The 18513-nt window shown below is 70.3% G+C and carries 16 protein-coding genes; 9 read left to right on the top strand and 7 right to left on the bottom strand.

What is annotated here, in order from left to right; genetic code table 11:
• The first annotated feature begins 1 nt into the window (after nt 1).
• The 3 genes from secF (at nt 2) to ACIBK3_RS38460 (ending at nt 4419) form a co-directional block, all read left to right on the top strand.
• Complete coding sequence (gene secF / locus ACIBK3_RS38470) at nt 2-1126, top strand: protein translocase subunit SecF (protein ID WP_399372546.1); 1125 nt, start codon at nt 2-4, stop codon at nt 1124-1126.
• On the top strand, nt 1123-1671 hold the full coding sequence (locus tag ACIBK3_RS38465; protein ID WP_399372545.1) for an adenine phosphoribosyltransferase: 549 nt from the start codon (nt 1123-1125) through the stop codon (nt 1669-1671). The genes secF and ACIBK3_RS38465 overlap by 4 nt, the downstream gene beginning before the upstream one ends.
• A 204-nt stretch (nt 1672-1875) precedes the next feature.
• On the top strand, nt 1876-4419 hold the full coding sequence (locus ACIBK3_RS38460; RefSeq protein ID WP_399372544.1) for a RelA/SpoT family protein: 2544 nt from the start codon (nt 1876-1878) through the stop codon (nt 4417-4419).
• A 100-nt stretch (nt 4420-4519) separates the two neighbouring features.
• Here the strand turns inward: ACIBK3_RS38460 and ACIBK3_RS38455 are convergent, their stop codons facing one another.
• Nucleotides 4520-5749 carry a DUF349 domain-containing protein gene (locus ACIBK3_RS38455; protein WP_399372543.1) on the bottom strand — a complete coding sequence of 410 codons (1230 nt, stop codon included), beginning with the start codon at nt 5747-5749 and terminating at the stop codon, nt 4520-4522.
• Between the two features lie 134 nt (nt 5750-5883).
• Nucleotides 5884-6711, bottom strand: coding sequence for a peptidylprolyl isomerase (locus tag ACIBK3_RS38450; protein ID WP_399372541.1), 828 nt, complete (start codon nt 6709-6711; stop codon nt 5884-5886).
• A gap of 179 nt (nt 6712-6890) precedes the next feature.
• Between ACIBK3_RS38450 and ACIBK3_RS38445 the strand changes: the two genes are divergently transcribed.
• On the top strand, nt 6891-7607 hold the full coding sequence (locus ACIBK3_RS38445; RefSeq protein ID WP_399372540.1) for an MBL fold metallo-hydrolase: 717 nt from the start codon (nt 6891-6893) through the stop codon (nt 7605-7607).
• Nucleotides 7608-7620: 13 nt separating this feature from the next.
• Entirely contained in the window at nt 7621-8883 is a 1263-nt protein-coding gene (gene hisS, locus ACIBK3_RS38440) for a histidine--tRNA ligase (RefSeq protein WP_399372538.1), read from the top strand.
• 58 nt (nt 8884-8941) lie between these two features.
• On the opposite strand, the gene ACIBK3_RS38435 is transcribed toward hisS, so the two are convergent.
• The 4 genes from ACIBK3_RS38435 to ACIBK3_RS38420 are packed head-to-tail and all read right to left on the bottom strand — an operon-like array spanning nt 8942 to nt 12481.
• Nucleotides 8942-9565, bottom strand: a complete 624-nt coding sequence (locus ACIBK3_RS38435; protein WP_399372652.1) for a response regulator — start codon at nt 9563-9565, stop codon at nt 8942-8944.
• Nucleotides 9562-10803 (bottom strand): sensor histidine kinase, encoded by a 1242-nt coding sequence (locus ACIBK3_RS38430; protein ID WP_399372536.1) that lies wholly within the window; start codon nt 10801-10803, stop codon nt 9562-9564. Before ACIBK3_RS38430 ends, ACIBK3_RS38435 begins: the two co-directional genes overlap by 4 nt.
• Entirely contained in the window at nt 10761-11618 is an 858-nt protein-coding gene (locus ACIBK3_RS38425; RefSeq protein ID WP_399372534.1) for an ABC transporter permease, read from the bottom strand. Before ACIBK3_RS38425 ends, ACIBK3_RS38430 begins: the two co-directional genes overlap by 43 nt.
• Nucleotides 11615-12481 carry an ABC transporter ATP-binding protein gene (locus ACIBK3_RS38420; RefSeq protein ID WP_399372533.1) on the bottom strand — a complete coding sequence of 289 codons (867 nt, stop codon included), beginning with the start codon at nt 12479-12481 and terminating at the stop codon, nt 11615-11617. Before ACIBK3_RS38420 ends, ACIBK3_RS38425 begins: the two co-directional genes overlap by 4 nt.
• Before the next feature lie 148 nt (nt 12482-12629).
• Between ACIBK3_RS38420 and ACIBK3_RS38415 the strand changes: the two genes are divergently transcribed.
• From ACIBK3_RS38415 to rpsD, 3 genes are all read left to right on the top strand, one after another.
• Entirely contained in the window at nt 12630-13292 is a 663-nt protein-coding gene (locus tag ACIBK3_RS38415) for a vitamin K epoxide reductase family protein (protein WP_399372531.1), read from the top strand.
• 114 nt (nt 13293-13406) lie between these two features.
• Nucleotides 13407-14762: a replication-associated recombination protein A gene (locus ACIBK3_RS38410; RefSeq protein ID WP_399372530.1), complete on the top strand. Its 1356-nt coding sequence runs from the start codon at nt 13407-13409 to the stop codon at nt 14760-14762.
• Between the two features lie 333 nt (nt 14763-15095).
• Nucleotides 15096-15710, top strand: a complete 615-nt coding sequence (gene rpsD / locus ACIBK3_RS38405; protein WP_030670738.1) for a 30S ribosomal protein S4 — start codon at nt 15096-15098, stop codon at nt 15708-15710.
• Between the two features lie 33 nt (nt 15711-15743).
• Here the strand turns inward: rpsD and ACIBK3_RS38400 are convergent, their stop codons facing one another.
• Nucleotides 15744-17909, bottom strand: coding sequence for an ATP-binding protein (locus ACIBK3_RS38400; RefSeq protein WP_399372529.1), 2166 nt, complete (start codon nt 17907-17909; stop codon nt 15744-15746).
• Nucleotides 17910-18062: 153 nt separating this feature from the next.
• Here ACIBK3_RS38400 and ACIBK3_RS38395 point away from each other — a divergent pair, with 153 nt between their 5' ends.
• Nucleotides 18063-18512, top strand: coding sequence for a DUF948 domain-containing protein (locus ACIBK3_RS38395; RefSeq protein ID WP_399372528.1), 450 nt, complete (start codon nt 18063-18065; stop codon nt 18510-18512).
• Nucleotide 18513: the final 1 nt, after the last annotated feature.

The raw sequence follows: 18513 nt of genomic DNA, 5'->3' as shown, positions 1-18513 counted from the left end.
GATGTCCAAGCTCGGCACCCTCGGCGCCCGACTGCACCGTGGCGAGGTCGGCTACGACTTCGTCGGCAACCGCAAGATCTGGTACGGCATCTCGATCCTGATCACCATCACGGCCATCGTCGGCCTGGCGGTGCGCGGCCTGAACATGGGCATCGACTTCCAGGGTGGTGCCGTCTTCACCACCCAGAACAACACCGCCGCCTCGGTCTCCCAGGCCGAGAGGTACGCGGAAGAGGCCTCCGGCCACGACGCGGTCGTGCAGAAGCTCGGCAACGGCAGCCTGCGCATCCAGATCGCCGGTATCGACACCGACAAGTCCAACCAGATCAAGGACGAGCTCGCCAAGGACCTGAAGGTCGACGCCGAGAACATCAACGCCGACCTGATCGGCCCCAGTTGGGGTGACCAGATCGCCAACAAGGCCTGGCAGGGCCTCGGCATCTTCCTGGTCCTGGTCGTGATCTACCTGGCGATCGCCTTCGAATGGCGCATGGCGATCGCCGCGTTCGTCGCGCTGATCCACGACATCACCATCACGGTCGGCATCTACGCGCTCGTCGGCTTCGAGGTCACACCCGGCACCGTGATCGGTCTGCTCACGATCCTCGGTTACTCGCTCTACGACACCGTGGTCGTCTTCGACAGCCTCAAGGAGCAGACCAAGGACATCACCAAGCAGACCCGCTGGACCTACAGCGACATCGCCAACCGGTCGATCAACAGCACCCTGGTCCGCTCCATCAACACGACCGTGGTGGCGCTGCTGCCGGTGGCGGGCCTGCTGTTCATCGGTGGCGGTGTCCTCGGCGCCGGCATGCTGAACGACATCTCGCTGTCGCTGTTCGTCGGCCTCGCGGCCGGTGCGTACTCCTCGATCTTCATCGCCACGCCGCTCGTCGCCGACCTCAAGGAGCGCGAGCCGCAGATGAAGGCCCTCAAGAAGCGCGTCCTCGCCAAGCGCGCCCAGGCCGCCGCGGCGGGCGAGTCCCTGGAGGCCCCGGTCGACGACGAGCGTTTCGAGGACGAGCCGGAGGACGGCGACGCCGCTCCCGCGGTGGTCGGTCCCCGCAACCAGCCCGCGTCGCGCAACCGCGGCCGTGGCCGGCCCTCGGGGAAGCGCCGATGACCGACCTCGCGGAGATCACGACGCTCTTGCTCAGCCGTATCCGTGATGTGGCCGACTACCCGGAGCCGGGCGTGATGTTCAAGGACATCACCCCGCTCCTGGCGGACCCGGCGGCATTCACCGCGCTCACCGACGCGCTCGCCGAGATCGCCGAGCACACCGGCGCCACGAAGGTCGTCGGTCTTGAGGCCCGCGGTTTCATCCTCGGCGCCCCGGTCGCCGTCCGCGCGGGCCTCGGCTTCATCCCCGTACGCAAGGCGGGCAAGCTCCCCGGAGCGACCCTCAGCCAGGCGTACGACCTGGAGTACGGCTCCGCGGAGATCGAGGTGCACGCCGAGGACCTCACGGGGGACGATCGCGTGCTGGTCGTCGATGACGTGCTGGCCACCGGCGGCACCGCCGAGGCGTCGATCCAGCTCATCCGCCGCGCGGGCGCCGAGGTCGCGGGCCTCGCCGTGCTGATGGAGCTGGGCTTCCTGGGCGGCCGTGCCCGTCTGGAACCGGCCCTCGCCGGGGCCCCGCTGGAGGCGCTGCTCAAGGTCTGAGGCCCTGGGAACACCGGGTGGACACCCCGGTGCCACCCGCAGGACACCGCAGGGACGGGTCCGGAGGAATCCGGCGCCCGTCCCTCGCGTTTCACCGGTAGACGTCCCTCACAGTGGCCAGAAGGCGATCCTGGGGCGCAGGCTCGCTACCATGGGATCTCCGGAGCCTGACCGGGGGACCCGGATCGCGCACGAGGAGTCCTCTTGCCAGACGAGGCGCAGCCCCTTATCGCCGCCAAGCCCGAGCCCGGCTCGGCGCCGGCGGCCAAGCCCGCACCGCACGGGACGAACGCGTCCGGCGCGAAGAACGATCCCCGCGGGCCGGTCCAGCACGCCCACGCGGCGCCCGTCGAGAAGCCGGCCGAGCAGCCGCGCCCCAAGCCGGCCGACCCCCAGCGACCCGTGAACACCCCCGCGGTCCGCCCGGCCACCGGACAGCCCGCCCGCACCGGCTCCTCCAACCGTGTCCGCGCCCGCCTCGCCCGCCTCGGTGTCCAGCGTTCCAACCCGTACAACCCGGTCCTGGAGCCGCTGCTGCGGATAGTGCGCAGCAACGACCCGAAGACCGAGACGTCGACGCTCCGCCAGATCGAGAAGGCCTACCAGGTCGCCGAGCGCTGGCACCGCGGCCAGAAGCGCAAGAGCGGCGACCCGTACATCACACACCCGCTCGCGGTGACCACGATCCTCGCCGAGCTGGGCATGGACCCGGCCACCCTCATGGCGGGCCTGCTGCACGACACCGTCGAGGACACCGAGTACGGCCTCGACCAGCTGCGCCGCGACTTCGGCGACCAGGTCGCCCTGCTGGTCGACGGCGTCACCAAGCTGGACAAGGTCAAGTTCGGCGAGGCCGCGCAGGCCGAGACCGTGCGCAAGATGGTCGTCGCCATGGCCAAGGACCCACGCGTCCTGGTCATCAAGCTCGCCGACCGCCTGCACAACATGCGCACCATGCGCTACCTCAAGCGCGAGAAGCAGGAGAAGAAGGCGCGCGAGACGCTGGAGATCTACGCGCCGCTCGCCCACCGCCTGGGCATGAACACCATCAAGTGGGAACTGGAGGACCTCGCCTTCGCGATCCTCTACCCCAAGATGTACGACGAGATCGTCCGGCTGGTGGCCGAGAGGGCACCGAAGCGTGACGAGTACCTGGCCATAGTGACCGACGAGGTCCAGGCCGACCTGCGTGCCGCCCGCATCAAGGCGACCGTCACCGGCCGCCCGAAGCACTACTACAGCGTCTACCAGAAGATGATCGTCCGCGGCCGTGACTTCGCGGAGATCTACGACCTGGTGGGCATCCGCGTCCTGGTGGACACCGTCCGCGACTGCTACGCGGCCCTGGGCACCGTCCACGCCCGCTGGAACCCGGTTCCGGGGCGGTTCAAGGACTACATCGCGATGCCCAAGTTCAACATGTACCAGTCGCTGCACACCACGGTCATCGGGCCCAACGGCAAGCCGGTCGAGCTGCAGATCCGCACGTTCGACATGCACCGCCGTGCCGAGTACGGCATCGCCGCGCACTGGAAGTACAAGCAGGAGGCCGTCGCCGGCACCTCCAAGGTGCGTTCGGACCAGCCGAGGACCACCGGCAAGGACGACCACCTCAACGACATGGCGTGGCTGCGCCAACTGCTCGACTGGCAGAAGGAGACCGAGGACCCGGGCGAGTTCCTGGAGTCCCTGCGCTTCGACCTGTCCCGCAACGAGGTCTTCGTCTTCACCCCCAAGGGCGACGTCATAGCGCTTCCGGCCGGTGCCACCCCGGTCGACTTCGCGTACGCCGTCCACACCGAGGTCGGCCACCGCACCATAGGAGCGCGGGTCAACGGCAGGCTCGTACCGCTCGAATCCACCCTGGACAACGGCGACCTGGTGGAGGTCTTCACCTCCAAGGCGGCCGGCGCGGGCCCCTCCCGCGACTGGCTCGGCTTCGTGAAGTCGCCGCGCGCCCGCAACAAGATCCGCGCCTGGTTCTCCAAGGAGCGCCGCGACGAGGCGATCGAGCAGGGCAAGGACGCCATCGTCCGCGCCATGCGCAAGCAGAACCTGCCGATCCAGCGGATCCTCACCGGCGACTCCCTCGTCACGCTCGCGCACGAGATGCGCTACCCGGACATCTCCGCGCTGTACGCGGCGATCGGCGAGGGTCATGTCTCCGCGCAGAACGTCGTGCAGAAGCTCGTCCAGGCGCTCGGCGGCGAGGAGGCGGCCACCGAGGAGATCGACGAGTCGGTCCCGCCGTCCCGCGGCCGCAGCCGCAAGCGCCGCACCAGCACCGACCCGGGCGTCGTCGTCAAGGGCGTCGACGACGTGTGGGTCAAGCTGGCCCGCTGCTGTACGCCCGTCCCCGGCGACCCGATCATCGGCTTCGTCACCCGGGGCAGTGGCGTATCGGTTCACCGCAGCGACTGCGTGAACGTGGAGTCACTGTCCCGCGAGCCCGAGCGCATCCTCGAGGTCGAGTGGGCGCCCACCCAGTCCTCGGTCTTCCTGGTCGCCATCCAGGTCGAGGCCCTGGACCGGTCCCGGCTCCTGTCGGACGTCACGCGCGTCCTGTCGGACCAGCACGTCAACATCCTCTCCGCGGCCGTCCAGACCTCCCGCGACCGCGTCGCCACCTCCCGCTTCACCTTCGAGATGGGCGACCCCAAGCACCTGGGGCACGTCCTGAAGGCGGTCCGGGGCGTCGAGGGCGTGTACGACGTGTACCGGGTGACGTCGGCGCGCAGCCGGTCGTAGCGGCGCGTACGACGTACACAGCGCACAGGACGCGTCGACGCATACGACAGAGGGGCTCCCGTACCGCCAGGTACGGGAGCCCCTCTGTCGTATGCGGTCTCTAGCCGCCGAACTCCTGCAGGCCCTTCAGAGCCTGGTCCAGGAGCGCCTGGCGGCCCTCCAGCTCGCGCTCCAGCTTGTCGGCCCTGGCGTTGTTGCCCTGGGCGCGGGCCTGCTCGATCTGGCCCTTCAGCTTGTCCACGGCCGCCTGGAGCTGCCCGGTCAGACCCTCGGCACGCGCGCGTGCCTCCGGGTTGGTCCGGCGCCACTCGGTCTCCTCGGCCTCCTGCAGGGCCCGCTCGACGGCGTGCATCCGGCCCTCGATCTTCGGCCGGGCGTCGCGCGGCACATGGCCGATGGCCTCCCAGCGCTCGTTCAGCGAGCGGAACGCGGCCCGGGCACTCTTCAGGTCCCCGATCGGCAGGAGCTTCTCGGCCTCCTCGGCCAGCTCCTCCTTCAGCTTCAGGTTCTCGGACTGCTCGGCGTCCCGCTCGGCGAAGACCGAGCTGCGGGCGGCGAAGAAGACGTCCTGGGCGCCGCGGAAGCGGTTCCACAGGTCGTCCTCGTGCTCGCGCTGGGCGCGGCCCGCCGCCTTCCACTCCGCCATCAGCTCGCGGTAGCGCGCGGCCGTCGGACCCCAGTCGGTCGACCCTGACAGCGACTCGGCCTCGGTGACCAGCCGCTCCTTGGTGCGGCGGGCCTCCTCGCGCTGCGCGTCCAGCGAGGCGAAGTGGGCCTTGCGGCGCTTGGAGAACGCCGAGCGGGCGTGCGAGAAGCGGTGCCACAGCTCGTCGTCCGACTTGCGGTCCAGCCGTGGCAGGCCCTTCCAGGTGTCGACCAGGGAGCGCAGCCGTTCCCCTGCCGCCCGCCACTGGTCCGACTGCGCCAGCTCCTCGGCCTCCGCGACCAGCGCCTCCTTGGAGTGCCGCGCCTCGTCGGACTGCTTCGCGCGCTGCTGCTTGCGCTCCTCGCGGCGCTTCTCGACGGTCTCCACGAGCTTGTCGAGCCGCACCCGCAGAGCGTCCAGGTCACCGACCGCGTGGTGCGCGTCGACCTGCTCGCGGATGTGGTCGATCGCTGCCTGCGCGTCCTTCGCCGACAGGTCGGTGGTCTTCACTCGCTTCTCGAGGAGGCCGATCTCGACAACCAGGCCCTCGTACTTGCGCTCGAAGTAGGCCAGTGCCTCATCAGGGGAGCCGGCCTGCCAGGAACCGACGACCTGCTCGCCGTCGGCCGTACGCACGTACACGGTCCCCGTCTCGTCGACGCGGCCCCACGGGTCGCTGCTCACAGCGCCTCCTCCACATGATGCCTGCGGGGGCCTCAGCGCCCCCGGGCATCGTCCACAGTTTCGTCACGGCCAACATAGGCGACCGGCGGGTTGCCTGTCCGCATCCCGCGCGACCGAAATTACGCAGCTGGGGGTCAGGATTTGGTGACGGTTGCCTTGTTGATCACGACCGTCGCGTTGGGTGCCGTGTTCTGCGTCGTGGGGTCCGCGGGCTGCGCTCCCGCGGCGGCGATCTTCTTGAGGACCTTCATGCCGGATGCGGACACCGTGCCGAACGGTGTGTAGCTCGGCGGGAGCTGACTGTCCTGGTAGACGAGGAAGAACTGGCTGCCGCCGGTGTGCGCCTGGCCGGTGTTCGCCATCGCGACCGTGCCCGCCGGGTAGATGTTGTTCTTGAGGCTTTTGTCCTTGAGATTCTCGTCCGGGATCGTGTAGCCGGGACCGCCGCTGCCGCTGCCCGTCGGGTCGCCGCACTGCAGCACGTAGATGCCCTGGGTGGTGAGCCGGTGGCACTTGGTGTGGTCGAAGAAGCCCTTGCCGGCAAGGAAGTCGAACGAGTTCACGGTGTGCGGCGCCGCCGACGCCTTCAGCGCGAGGTCTATGTCGCCGCACGTCGTCGCGAGCTTCATCGTGTACTTGGCCGACTTGTCGATGGTCACCGCCGGCTCCTTCTTCCAGGTGGCCGTCTTGACCTTGCCGGCCGCCGGCTTCTCGCACGGATCCGGCGCCTTGGTGGTCGGTGCCGCGCTCGGCGTCGTCTCGGAACTCGCGTTGGTCTTGTCGTCGTCCTTGAGGACACCGGTCGTGTAGAGGGCCAGACTGCCCACCAGGATCACGCCGAGCACCGACGCGATCACGGAGTTGCGCATGCGTGCCTTGCGCCGCGCGGCCGTGCGCCGCTCCTGCTGCCGCAAGAACTTCTCCCGGGCGAGCTGACGCTTCCGCTGTTCCTGGGTGACCACCGGATTTTCTCCTCATGCGTCTCGTACGTCGACTGGGACGCGTGCGTCTTGTGAGCCGACCGCCTGTGTGTGCCCCGTACCGTATATGGGTTGGCTGAGGAATCGGCAGCGCCGGTAGGCTCTGACCACAGGTGTAACCGCTTTGAAGCCCACCCGAATCGACACAACGAAGGACGATCGTGCTCATTGCCGGGTTCCCCGCCGGGGCCTGGGGGACGAACTGTTATCTCGTCGCCCCCGCCGCCGGTGAGGAGTGCGTGATCATCGACCCCGGCCACCAGGCCGCCGAGGGAGTCGAGGAGACGCTGAAGAAGCATCGGCTCAAGCCCGTCGCCGTCGTCCTCACCCACGGCCACATCGACCACGTGGCCTCGGTCGTCCCGGTGTGCGGCGCGCACGGCGTACCGGCGTGGATCCACCCCGAGGACCGGTACATGATGAGCGACCCGTCGATGGGTCTCGGCCGTTCCATCGGGACGCAACTGATGGGCGAGCTGACGGTGGGGGAGCCGGACGACGTCAAGGAGCTGACCGACGGTGCCGAGCTGGACCTCGCGGGGCTGACGTTCTCGGTCGCGCACGCACCCGGCCATACCAAGGGGTCGGTGACCTTCCAGATGCCCGAGGCGGCGGACATCCCGTCGGTGTTCTTCTCGGGCGATCTGCTCTTCGCCGGCTCCATCGGACGCACCGACCTGCCCGGCGGTGACATGGCCGAGATGCTCGACTCGCTGGCCCGCGTGTGCCTGCCGCTCGACGACTCGACCGTGGTGCTGTCCGGCCACGGCCCCCAGACGACCATCGGCCAGGAGCGCGCCACCAACCCGTATCTGCGGCAGGTGGCCGCAGGCCGCCAGGAGCGCGGCGCTGCTGAGGCTCCCCGACGAGGAATGTGACGAGATACCTCCCGTGAGCACCTTCAAGGCCCCCAAGGGCACGTACGACCTGATCCCGCCGGACTCCGCGACGTACCTGGCGGTCCGTGAGGCGATCGCCGCGCCGCTGCGCACCTCCGGCTACGGCTACATCGAGACGCCGGGCTTCGAGAGCGTGGAGCTCTTCGCGCGCGGGGTCGGTGAGTCGACCGACATCGTGACGAAGGAGATGTACGCCTTCGAGACCAAGGGCGGCGACCGGCTGGCCCTGCGCCCCGAGGGCACGGCCTCCGTGCTGCGCGCCGCGCTGGAGGCCAACCTGCACAAGGCGGGCAACCTCCCCGTCAAGCTCTGGTACTCCGGCTCGTACTACCGCTACGAGCGCCCCCAGAAGGGCCGCTACCGGCACTTCTCCCAGGTCGGCGCGGAGGCGATCGGCGCTGAGGACCCGGCCCTCGACGCCGAGCTGATCATCCTGGCCGACCAGGCGTACCGCTCGCTGGGCCTCAGGAACTTCCGGATCCTGCTGAACTCCCTGGGCGACAAGGAGTGCCGCCCGGTGTACCGGGAGGCGCTGCAGAACTTCCTGCGGAGCCTGGACCTGGACGAGGAGACGCTTCGCCGCGCGGACATCAACCCGCTGCGCGTCCTGGACGACAAGCGCCCGGACGTCCAGAAGCAGCTGACCGACGCCCCGCTGCTGCGCGACTACCTCTGCGACGCGTGCAAGGCGTACCACGAGGAGGTGCGCGAGCTGATCACCGCGGCGGGCGTGGCCTTCGAGGACGACCCGAAGCTGGTGCGCGGCCTGGACTACTACACCCGTACCACCTTCGAGTTCGTCCACGACGGTCTGGGCTCCCAGTCGGCGGTGGGCGGCGGCGGACGCTACGACGGCCTGTCCGAGATGATCGGCGGCCCCGCGCTGCCGTCCGTCGGCTGGGCACTGGGCGTCGACCGCACGGTCCTCGCCCTGGAGGCGGAGGGCGTCGAGCTCGAACTCCCCTCCGCCACCAGTGTGTTCGCGGTGCCGCTGGGCGAGGAGGCCCGCCGCGTCCTGTTCGCGAAGGTCACCGAGCTGCGCAAGCAGGGGGTCGCGGCGGACTTCTCCTACGGGGCCAAGGGCCTCAAGGGCGCGATGAAGAACGCCAACCGCAGCGGTGCCCGCTACACGATCGTCGCCGGCGAACGCGACCTCGCCGAGGGCGTCGTCCAGCTCAAGGACATGGAGTCCGGTGAACAGACGGCGATCGGCGTGAACGAGATCGTCGCGGAACTGGAGTCGAGGCTGGGCTGAGGCCGCGGGCGCGAGGGTTTTTCGCCCCGGGGGCTGTTCCCCCCGGGGCGAGGAAAACTCAGTCGAGCAAACCGAACCGCATCGCGCTCGTCACCGCCGCCGTGCGGTCGTCCACGCCCAACTTGCCGAAGGCCCGCAGCAGATGGGTCTTCACCGTCGACTCCCCGATGAACAACCGGCGGCCTATCTCGGCGTTCGTGCAACCCTCGGCGACCAGGCGGAGCACGGCCGTCTCGCGCTCCGACAGGCGGGGGCGTTCCGGCTTGGTGCGGAGCTGGTCGACCAGGCGGGCCGCCACCGACGGGGCCAGTACGGTCTCGCCGCGCGCCGCGGCCCGTACCGCCTGAGCCAGTTCGCCGCGCGGCAGGTCCTTGAGCAGATAGCCCGCCGCCCCTGCCTCGACCGCCCGCAGAATGTCCCGGTCCGTCTCGTACGTCGTCAGGACGATCACCCGGCAGGGCAGCCCCGCCTGGCTCATCCGTGCGATCGAGGCCACGCCCCCGCCGCCCGGCATCCGCAGGTCCATCAGCACGATGTCGGGGCGGAGTTCGGCCGCCATCGTCTCCGCCTGCGGGCCGCTGGACGCGTCGGCGACCACCTCCAGGTCCGGCTCGGCGCTCAGCATCGCCCGCAGACCTTCCCGTACGACGGGATGGTCGTCGGCCAGGATGATCCGGATCACCATGTGCTCCTCGGGGACGGTACGGGCAGGCGGACGGTCACCGTCGTGCCGTCGCCGGGGACGCTGCGCACCTCGGCCGTGCCGCCGGCCTCGGTGGCCCGGGCGCGCAGTCCCGCCAGACCGTAGCCGCCGGTGACGGCCTCCGGGTCGAAGCCGCAGCCGTCGTCCCGTACGGACACCGTCAGGGCGTCGTCGGTGTACGCGAGACAGATGCCGACCGCGAGCGAACTGCCCGCATGCTTACGGGCGTTGGTCAGTGCTTCCTGGCAGGCGCGCAGGGCCACCACCTCGGGGCCGGCGGGCAGCGGACGTACGCTGCCCGTGACGTCGAGGCTCGCCTCGTGGCGGGCGGCCAGGCGGCGCAGCGCGTCCGGCAGAGAGGCTCCGTCGAGGTCGGCGGGTGCGCCTCCGGCGACCAGGGCACGCGCTTCGGCGAGGTTCTGCCGGGCGGTCTCGTCCATCAGCGCGAGGTGGCGGCGGGCCTGCGGCACGTCGTGGTCGAGTTCCGCCTCCACGGCCTGGATCAGCATCAGCAGGCTGGTGAAGCCCTGCGCGAGCGTGTCGTGGATCTCCCGCGCCATCCGCTCCCGCTCGGCCAGCGCGCCGTGCGCCGCCGACAGCCGGGAGACCTCGTGACGGCTCGCGTCCAGTTCCGCGATCAGCGCGGCCCGCTCCTGGCTCTGCTCGATGATCCGTATGACCCAGCCGCCGACGGCCACCGAGAAGGCCAGGGAGACCACCGCGAACAGCCCGTTGAGGAAGACCTCATGATCGCTCGGCCACCAGACCAGCGCCCAGCCCGCGACCGGGGCGAGGCTGATGACCGTCACCGCCAGCAGCGCCGGCCGCATCCGCAGTGTCATGAAGCACTGGGGGACGAGCGCGAACGTCATCAGCCGGGTCTCGCCCACGAGGATCGCGGACGGCAGGAAAAGTGTCATGGCCGCCACGAGGTAGCGGAGCGCCCGCCGTTCCTCGGGCGGATCGCCCCGCAGGAGAGGCCGCCCCACCGACACGAACAGGGGGACCAGAAGGACGAGGAGCACCGCCGCGACGATCCTGACCGGCCGCCCCGGATGGTCCGTACTGAGTACGGACACCAGGGTGGCCAGCCAGATCAACGCGAAGTACGTGTCCCAGATCCGGAACGACCGCGCCCAGGTGTAGGCGCCGACAGCGTCGTCGTCCGGGGCACTCACCCGTCGCGCCGGTTCTTCCACCGGAAGGTCAGCAGGCACAGCAGCAATCCTCCGACGCACCACGCCCCGAGCACCAGGGCGATCCGGCCGTACTCCCAGCCTCCCGTCTGCTCCAGGATCCGCGCCGAATCCGGCAGGAACACCCCGCGCAGCCCCTGGCACATCCACTTCAGCGGGAACAGGGCGCCGATGTTGAGCATCCAGTCGGGAATCGTGTCGATCGCGATGTACACCCCGGAGATGAACTGCAGCACCAGGAAGGGGAGGACGACCACGGAACTCGCGCTCTTGCCCGACTTCGGGACCGAGCTGATCGCGATCCCGAGCAGCGCGCACGCCGTCAGCCCGAGGAGGAAGATCCAGGCGAAGTCGAACCAGCGGCCCGCGTCCGACGGCAGTTCGACGTCGTAGAGCGTGGTGCCGACGCCCAGCAGGATCGCCGTCTCCAGCAGTCCGGTGACCAGAACCAGCCAGATCTTGCCGAGGAAGTACGCGGCCGGCGGCATCGGTGTGCCGCGCAGCCGGCGCAGCACCTTCTCGTCCCGTTCGATCGCGATGGAGATGCCGAGGGACTGGAAGCTCGTCGACATGATGCCGGCGGCCATCATCGCCGGGACGTACAGCTGCGAGGCGGTGATGCCGGCGCCCTGGACGTCGTCGCGGAAGATCGACGCGAACAGGAACAGGAACACCACCGGGAAGGCGAAGGTGAACACCACCTGGTCGCGCTGCCGGAAGAACTGCTTGATCTCCAGGGCGCCCCGCCGCGCCCCGAGGACCCAGGCCCCGGGCAGCCGCTCGCCGGACGCGTCTGTGCGAGGTTCACGAGGCTGTCGTACGGCGGTCGTGGTCATCGTGCGTCCTCCTGCCCGGTCAGCCGAAGGTAGACGTCCTCCAGCGTGGGGCGGCCGACCCGCAGCCCCGGGATCTCGCCGTCGAAGCGGCGCATCAGCTCGGCGACCGTCCGGGTGGGCGTCTCCGTCCGCTCCGCGCGCGGGGAGCCGTCCGGCTCGGTCCACTCGACGGTGGCCCCGGTGCCGTACCGCTCCCGTAGCGCGGTGGGCTCGCCCTCGGCGACGACCTGGCCCTTGACGATCACGGCCAGCCGGTCGGCGAGCGCCTCGGCCTCCTCCAGGTAGTGGGTGGTGAGCAGGATCGTCGTGCCCTCGTCGGCCAGCTTGCGGATCAGGTCCCAGAACTGGCGGCGGGCCGCCGGGTCGAAGCCCGTCGTCGGCTCGTCCAGAAGCAGCAGTTCGGGATCGCCGATCACGCCTAGCGCCACGTCGAGACGCCGGCGCTGCCCGCCGGACAGCGCCTTGATCCGGCTGCCCGCCTTGGCCTGAAGACCGACCAGGCCGATGACCTCCTCCGGGTCGCGTGGCCTCGGGTAGTAGCGGGCGAAGTGCCGCACGGTCTCGTCGACCGTCAACTCCGCGGGCGCGGATTCGTCCTGCCAGACGATTCCGACACGTGAGCGCCACGCGCGCGTGCCGCGCGCCGGATCCGCCCCGAGGACGGACACTTCGCCGGCGTCCCGGTCCCGGTTGCCCTGGAGGATCTCCACCGTCGTGCTCTTGCCCGCCCCATTGGGCCCGAGCAGGCCGAACACCTCACCCTGGTGGATGCCGAGGTCGATGCCGTCGACCGCGACCACGTCGCCGTACTGCTTGCGCAGCCCCCGTACGTCCACCGCGAGTTCTTTCGCGTCTGCTGTCATGTGTTCGAGCTTGGGCCCGGAACCGAGCGTTCCGGGACGACCGTGCGTACTTCCTTATGTCCACCGAACGGTGGACACGCGCCCGGGTGCGGCACAATGGCCGATGCCCGAAGAAGGTCCGAACTCTCGAGCAGACGGAATCGGCGTGATGAGCAAGACCCGAGTCAAAGACGTCTCCACCGAGCCCGAGCCGTCGTCGGCATCAGCCGACGCCGCGCCCCGGACGGTGGGCGGCAGTCGCGCGTTCGCCCTGCTGCTGGTGATCACCGGCGCGGCGGGTCTGCTCGCCGCGTGGGTCATCACGATCGACAAGTTCAAGCTGCTCGAGGCCAAGGTCGAGGGCAAGACCTTCACGCCCGGCTGCAGCCTGAACCCCGTCGTCTCCTGCGGCAGCGTCATGGAGAGCAAGCAGGCCGCCGCCTTCGGGTTCCCCAACCCGATGCTCGGCCTGGTCTGCTACGGCATCGTGATCTGCGTCGGCATGAGCCTGCTGGCCCGGGCCCGCTTCCCGCGCTGGTACTGGCTCACCTTCAACGCCGGCACCCTCTTCGGCGTCGGTTTCTGCGCCTGGCTGATGTTCCAGTCGCTGTACCGGATCAACGCGCTGTGCCTGTGGTGCTCGCTTGCCTGGGTCGCCACGATCGTCATGTTCTGGTACGTCACGTCGTTCAACATCCGCAACGACTTCCTGCCCGCCCCGCGCTGGCTGAAGAGTTTCTTCGGTGAGTTCACCTGGGTCATGCCGGTCCTGCACATCGGGATCATCGGCATGCTGATCCTGACCCGCTGGTGGGACTTCTGGACCAGCTGACGGCCCGGGATCCGGACCGTTGGCCGCCCGCGATCCGGGCCGTCGAGCGCCCGCGATCCGGGCCGTCCGACGGCCCCGGCCGGATTGTCAGTGCGGTGACATAGGGTTTTCGGTGTGGAGCCCGACCTGTTCACCGCCGCAGCCGAAGAACGCCAGGAGAAGGACCCGGCCGCCAGCCCGCTGGCCGTCCGGATGCGCCCGCGCACCCTCGACGAGGTCGTGGGCCAGCAGCACCTCCTGAAGCCGGGCTCACCCCTGCGCAGACTGGTCGGCGAGGGGTCGGGCGGCCCGGCCGGCCCGTCCTCGGTGATCCTCTGGGGCCCGCCCGGCACCGGGAAGACGACCCTGGCGTACGTCGTCTCCAAGGCCACCAACAAGCGCTTCGTGGAACTCTCGGCGATCACCGCCGGCGTCAAGGAGGTCCGCGCGGTCATCGACGGAGCCCGCCGCGCCACCGGCGGCTTCGGCAAGGAGACCGTCCTCTTCCTCGACGAGATCCACCGCTTCAGCAAGGCACAGCAGGACTCCCTGCTGCCGGCCGTCGAGAACCGCTGGGTGACCCTGATCGCGGCGACCACCGAGAACCCGTACTTCTCGGTGATCTCCCCCCTGTTGTCCCGCTCCCTCCTGCTCACCCTCGAACCGCTCACGGACGACGACGTGCGCGGACTCCTGCGCCGCGCCCTCACCGACGTGCGCGGCCTGGGGGACACCGTCACCCTCCCCGAGGACACCGAGGAACACCTGCTGCGGATCGCCGGCGGCGACGCCCGCCGCGCTCTGACCGCCCTGGAGGCCGCCGCCGGCGCCACCCTCGACAAGGGCGAGGCGGAGGTGAGCCTGCAGACCCTGGAGGAGACGGTCGACCGGGCCGCCGTGAAGTACGACCGCGACGGCGACCAGCACTACGACGTGGCCAGCGCCCTCATCAAGTCCATCCGCGGCTCCGACGTCGACGCGGCCCTGCACTACCTGGCCCGCATGATCGAGGCCGGCGAGGACCCCCGCTTCATCGCCCGCCGCCTGATGATCTCCGCCAGCGAGGACATCGGCCTCGCCGACCCGAACGCCCTGCCGATCGCGGTCGCCGCCGCCCAGGCCGTCGCCATGATCGGATTCCCTGAGGCCGCCCTCACCCTCAGCCACGCCACCATCGCCCTCGCCCTGGCCCCCAAGTCCAACGCGGCGACGACGGCGATCGGCGCCGCCATGGAGGACGTACGCAAGGGACTGGCCGGCCCCGTGCCGCCCCACCTGCGCGACGGGCACTACAAGGGCGCCGCCAAACTCGGGCACGCCCAGGGGTACGTGTACCCGCACGACCTGCCGGAGGGCATCGCCGCCCAGCAGTACGCCCCGGACGCCATCAAGGACCGCGCGTACTACGAACCCACCCGGCACGGCGCCGAGGCGAGATACGCGGACGCCGTGGAGTGGACCCGCAAACACCTCGGTCGCAAGGGGTCCTGAGCACCCTGTAGACTCGCCCGAAGTGCTGCGTCCCGTGTCCGGCCCCTTGAAGAGGAACCGGCTCACCAGAGCGGGACATCCAGCCGGAGACCTGGTCCGCCAGGATCTCCAGGAGCGTCGCGCACCGTCGAACGGTGTCGCGGGCAGCCCACCACCACCCGGAGTTCCGGGAAAGGCCGGTGGGCCACTCGCGTGCTGCACGTTGTGCCCAGACCAGGGAGCGGCTGCCCAGCAGGTCCCCAGTGGACCGGCGGGGTTTCCCCGGCTGCGGATGCGACCTCCCCTAACCCTGGTGAAGCCGTATTCGCATCAGAAACACGAGGTGTTTGGTTCATGCCGAACCAGTCCCGCCCCAAGGTCAAGAAGTCGCGTGCCCTCGGTATCGCGCTGACCCCGAAGGCCGTCAAGTACTTCGAGGCCCGTCCCTACCCCCCGGGTGAGCACGGCCGTGGCCGCAAGCAGAACTCGGACTACAAGGTCCGTCTGCTGGAGAAGCAGCGTCTGCGCGCGCAGTACGACGTGTCCGAGCGTCAGCTCGTCCGCGCCTACGAGCGTGCCTCCAAGGTTCAGGGCAAGACCGGTGAGGCCCTGATCATCGAGCTCGAGCGCCGTCTCGACGCGCTGGTCCTGCGTTCGGGCATCGCCCGCACGATCTACCAGGCCCGCCAGATGGTCGTCCACGGCCACATCGAGGTCAACGGCCAGAAGGTCGACAAGCCGTCCTTCCGCGTCAAGCCCGACGACGTCGTGATGGTCCGTGAGCGCAGCCGCGAGAAGACCCTCTTCTCGATCGCCCGCGAGGGCGGCTTCGCCCCCGACGGCGAGACCCCGCGCTACCTCCAGGTGAACCTCCGCGCCCTGGCCTTCCGCCTGGACCGCGAGCCGAACCGCAAGGAGATCCCGGTGATCTGCGACGAGCAGCTCGTCGTCGAGTACTACGCCCGCTGATCACCCAGCGGCGGACGTAGCACCACCCGCGTCTCAGCCCGCCGTCTCGCCGCCCTTCCGGGTGGGCGAGGCGGCGGGCTCGTGCGTGTCACGGCTCGCCGCGGCACGCCGCACCGGCCCGCGCGGCGCCGGCAGCGCCTCCAGGGACGGCTCCGGCGCTCCGTTCAGCGCCCGGTCCACCGAGGCCTCCCGGCCGAGCCGGGCGCCCTGCCGTACGCACTCCTCGTACCGCTCGTCGCCCAGCTGCTCCCGGGCCATCGCCTCGCACAGCTCGTGCGGGGCGTTGTAGTGGGCCGAGCCGAACAGCGGCAGGCCCACCGAGGGCCACAGGGCTCCCGCCGCCCCTTGCAGAACGGCGGCCTCCGCCGGGTCGCCGTCCGTGACCGTGACCAGGGCCAGCAGTTCGATCGACAGCACCGAGCCGAGCAGATCGTGGAAGGCGTGCGCGCTGCCCAGGCAGTCGCACAGCAGCTCGCGGGCGCGCGCCGGGTCGCCCCCGCTCCAGGCGGCGTACGCCAGGACGTACAGCGCGTAGCCGCGCGCCCAGCGCTCGCCGTGGTCGTCGCAGACCCGGCGCACGTCCTCGCACAGCCGCACCGCGTCCGGCAGATCGCCCTGGACCGCCCGGGTCATCGCGAGCTCGACCTGGGCCATCAGCACATTGCTGTTGAGTTCGCCGATCTCCTGGTAGCGCGCCAGCGCCGAGCGCAGCAGCGTCTCCGCGCGCGCCATGTCGCCCGTCACCAGAGCCAGACAGCCCGTACGGTGCTCGGCGTACGCCGCCCCCGTGGCGCTCGCGACCCGCTCCGCCTCCTCCCGGCACTCCTGCAGCGCCGCCAGCGCGGGCACCGTGTCGCCCTGCAGGATCGCCACATAGCCGAGCACCCACAGCGCCTTCAGCCGGGGCTGTGGATGCTCCGACTCCAGACGCACCGCCTGTTCCAGCCAGCGCCGTCCCTCCGCGAGCCGGCCGCAGCCGACCCAGCAGAACCACAGGGAGCCCGCGAGGTACTGGCCCAGACGGGCCCCGTCCGGCTCGGTCAGGCAGTGCTCCAGGGCCAGCCGCAGGTTCGGCAGCTCCGCCGCCACACGAGCGGCCACCTCGAGCTGGCGCGGGGAGAACCAGTCCAGCTCGCACGAGGTCGCGAGGCCCATGTACCAGTCGCGGTGCCGCCGCCGCAGCCGGGCCGCGTCACCGGTCGCCTCCAGCCAGTCGGCGCCGTACGCACGGACCGTGTCCAGCATGCGGTAACGCACGCCCGTCGCGGTCTCCTCGCGGGTGACCACGGACTGGGCGAGCAGTTCCGTCAGTACGGCCAGGACGTCGTTGCAGTGCAGCCCGTTGCCGCTGCACACGTACTCGGCGGCCTCCAGGTCGAACCGCCCGGCGAACACCGACAGCCGCGACCACAGCAACCGCTCCTCGCGCGTGCACAGTTCGTGGCTCCAGCCGATCGCCGTGCGCAGCGTCCGATGACGGGGGAGCGCGTCCCGGCTCCCCCCGGTCAGCAGCCCGAACCGGTCGTCCAGGCGCTCGAGTAACTGCCCGGGGGACAGCGCGCGCAGCCGCCCCGCGGCCAGCTCGACCGCCAGCGGGATGCCGTCGAGGCGCCGGCACAGCTCCCGTACCTCGGGATGGTCCCGGAGCGCGATCCCCTGCCGGGCGGCCCGGTCCGCGAACAGCTCGACCGCCTCGTCCACGTCGAGCGGACCCAGCGGCACCACGCACTCACCGGCCACCTCCAGCGGCCGGCGCCCCACGGCGAGCACCCGGAGCCCGGGCGCTCGGCCCAGCAGTTCGGTCACCAGCGAGGCGCACGCGTCCACCAGGTGCTCGAACCCGTCGAGGAGCAGCAGGAGTTCACGGTCGGCGAGATGTGCGAGCAGCGTCTCGCAGGGCGCGCGGGTGGTGTGATCCGTGAGCCCGAGCGCCTCCACCACCGCGAAGTCCACGAACGCCGGATCGCGCACCGGCGCCAGTTCCACCCGCCACACGCCGTCCCGGGGCACCGACCGGGCCGCCGCGCGCGCCGCCAGCCGGGACTTGCCGATCCCGCCGCCCCCGGTGACGGTCACCAGCCGCGAGGCGTGGAGCGCCCGTGTCAGTGTGGAGAGTTCGGCCGAGCGGCCCACGAACGCGGTGAGCTCCAGGGGGAGATTGCCGTTGACCGGGGTACTGCCGGACTGGTGATCGCACATGGGACACGGAGCGTACTGAGCTGTGTTCGGTCCGTACAATTCCTGGGCGTCACTCTCCCGCGCGCGGGAGGTAATCCGGTACTGAGCCCCACCCCCGGCGCGATAGGCTCGGCATACGACTTTTTCGATACGCAGGCACGTTTCAGGGAGCGGGTGCACACAGTGTCCGGTGGAGAGGTGGCCGGGATCCTGGTGGCCGTCTTCTGGGCGATCCTGGTCTCCTTCCTCGCCGTCGCGCTGGCGAGGCTGGCCCAGACGCTCAGGGCGACCACCAAGCTCGTGGCGGACGTGACCGATCAGGCCGTCCCGCTGCTGGCCGACGCCTCCGCGGCGGTGCGCTCCGCGCAGACCCAGATCGACCGGGTGGACGCGATCGCGTCGGACGTCCAGGAAGTCACGTCGAACGCCTCGGCGCTGTCGACCACCGTCGCCTCCACCTTCGGCGGCCCCCTGGTCAAGGTCGCCGCCTTCGGTTACGGCGTGCGCCGGGCCCTCGGCGGCCGCAAGGACGACGTGCCCGTCAAAGCACCCCGGCGTACCGTGATCGTGGGCCGCACGGTCTCTCGGCGGGACAAGCGAGACCTCCGCAAAAAGAAGGACTGAG

The sequence above is a fragment of the Streptomyces sp. NPDC050287 genome, from assembly GCF_044459385.1.
Lineage (GTDB): Bacteria > Actinomycetota > Actinomycetes > Streptomycetales > Streptomycetaceae > Streptomyces.
The sequence above is the reverse complement of the archived record's forward strand: the minus strand, read 5'-3'. Positions and strand labels throughout refer to the sequence as shown.

Bases quoted from the DNA above. Each gene is read 5' to 3' on its own strand.
- secF (WP_399372546.1), top strand. From the start codon at position 2: ATGTCCAAGCTCGGCACCCTCGGCGCCCGACTGCACCGTGGCGAGGTC.
- ACIBK3_RS38465 (WP_399372545.1), top strand. From the start codon at position 1,123: ATGACCGACCTCGCGGAGATCACGACGCTCTTGCTCAGCCGTATCCGT.
- ACIBK3_RS38425 (WP_399372534.1), bottom strand. From the start codon at position 11,618: ATGACCACGACCGCCGTACGACAGCCTCGTGAACCTCGCACAGACGCG.
- ACIBK3_RS38420 (WP_399372533.1), bottom strand. From the start codon at position 12,481: ATGACAGCAGACGCGAAAGAACTCGCGGTGGACGTACGGGGGCTGCGC.
- ACIBK3_RS38415 (WP_399372531.1), top strand. From the start codon at position 12,630: ATGAGCAAGACCCGAGTCAAAGACGTCTCCACCGAGCCCGAGCCGTCG.
- rpsD (WP_030670738.1), top strand. From the start codon at position 15,096: ATGCCGAACCAGTCCCGCCCCAAGGTCAAGAAGTCGCGTGCCCTCGGT.
- ACIBK3_RS38400 (WP_399372529.1), bottom strand. From the start codon at position 17,909: ATGTGCGATCACCAGTCCGGCAGTACCCCGGTCAACGGCAATCTCCCC.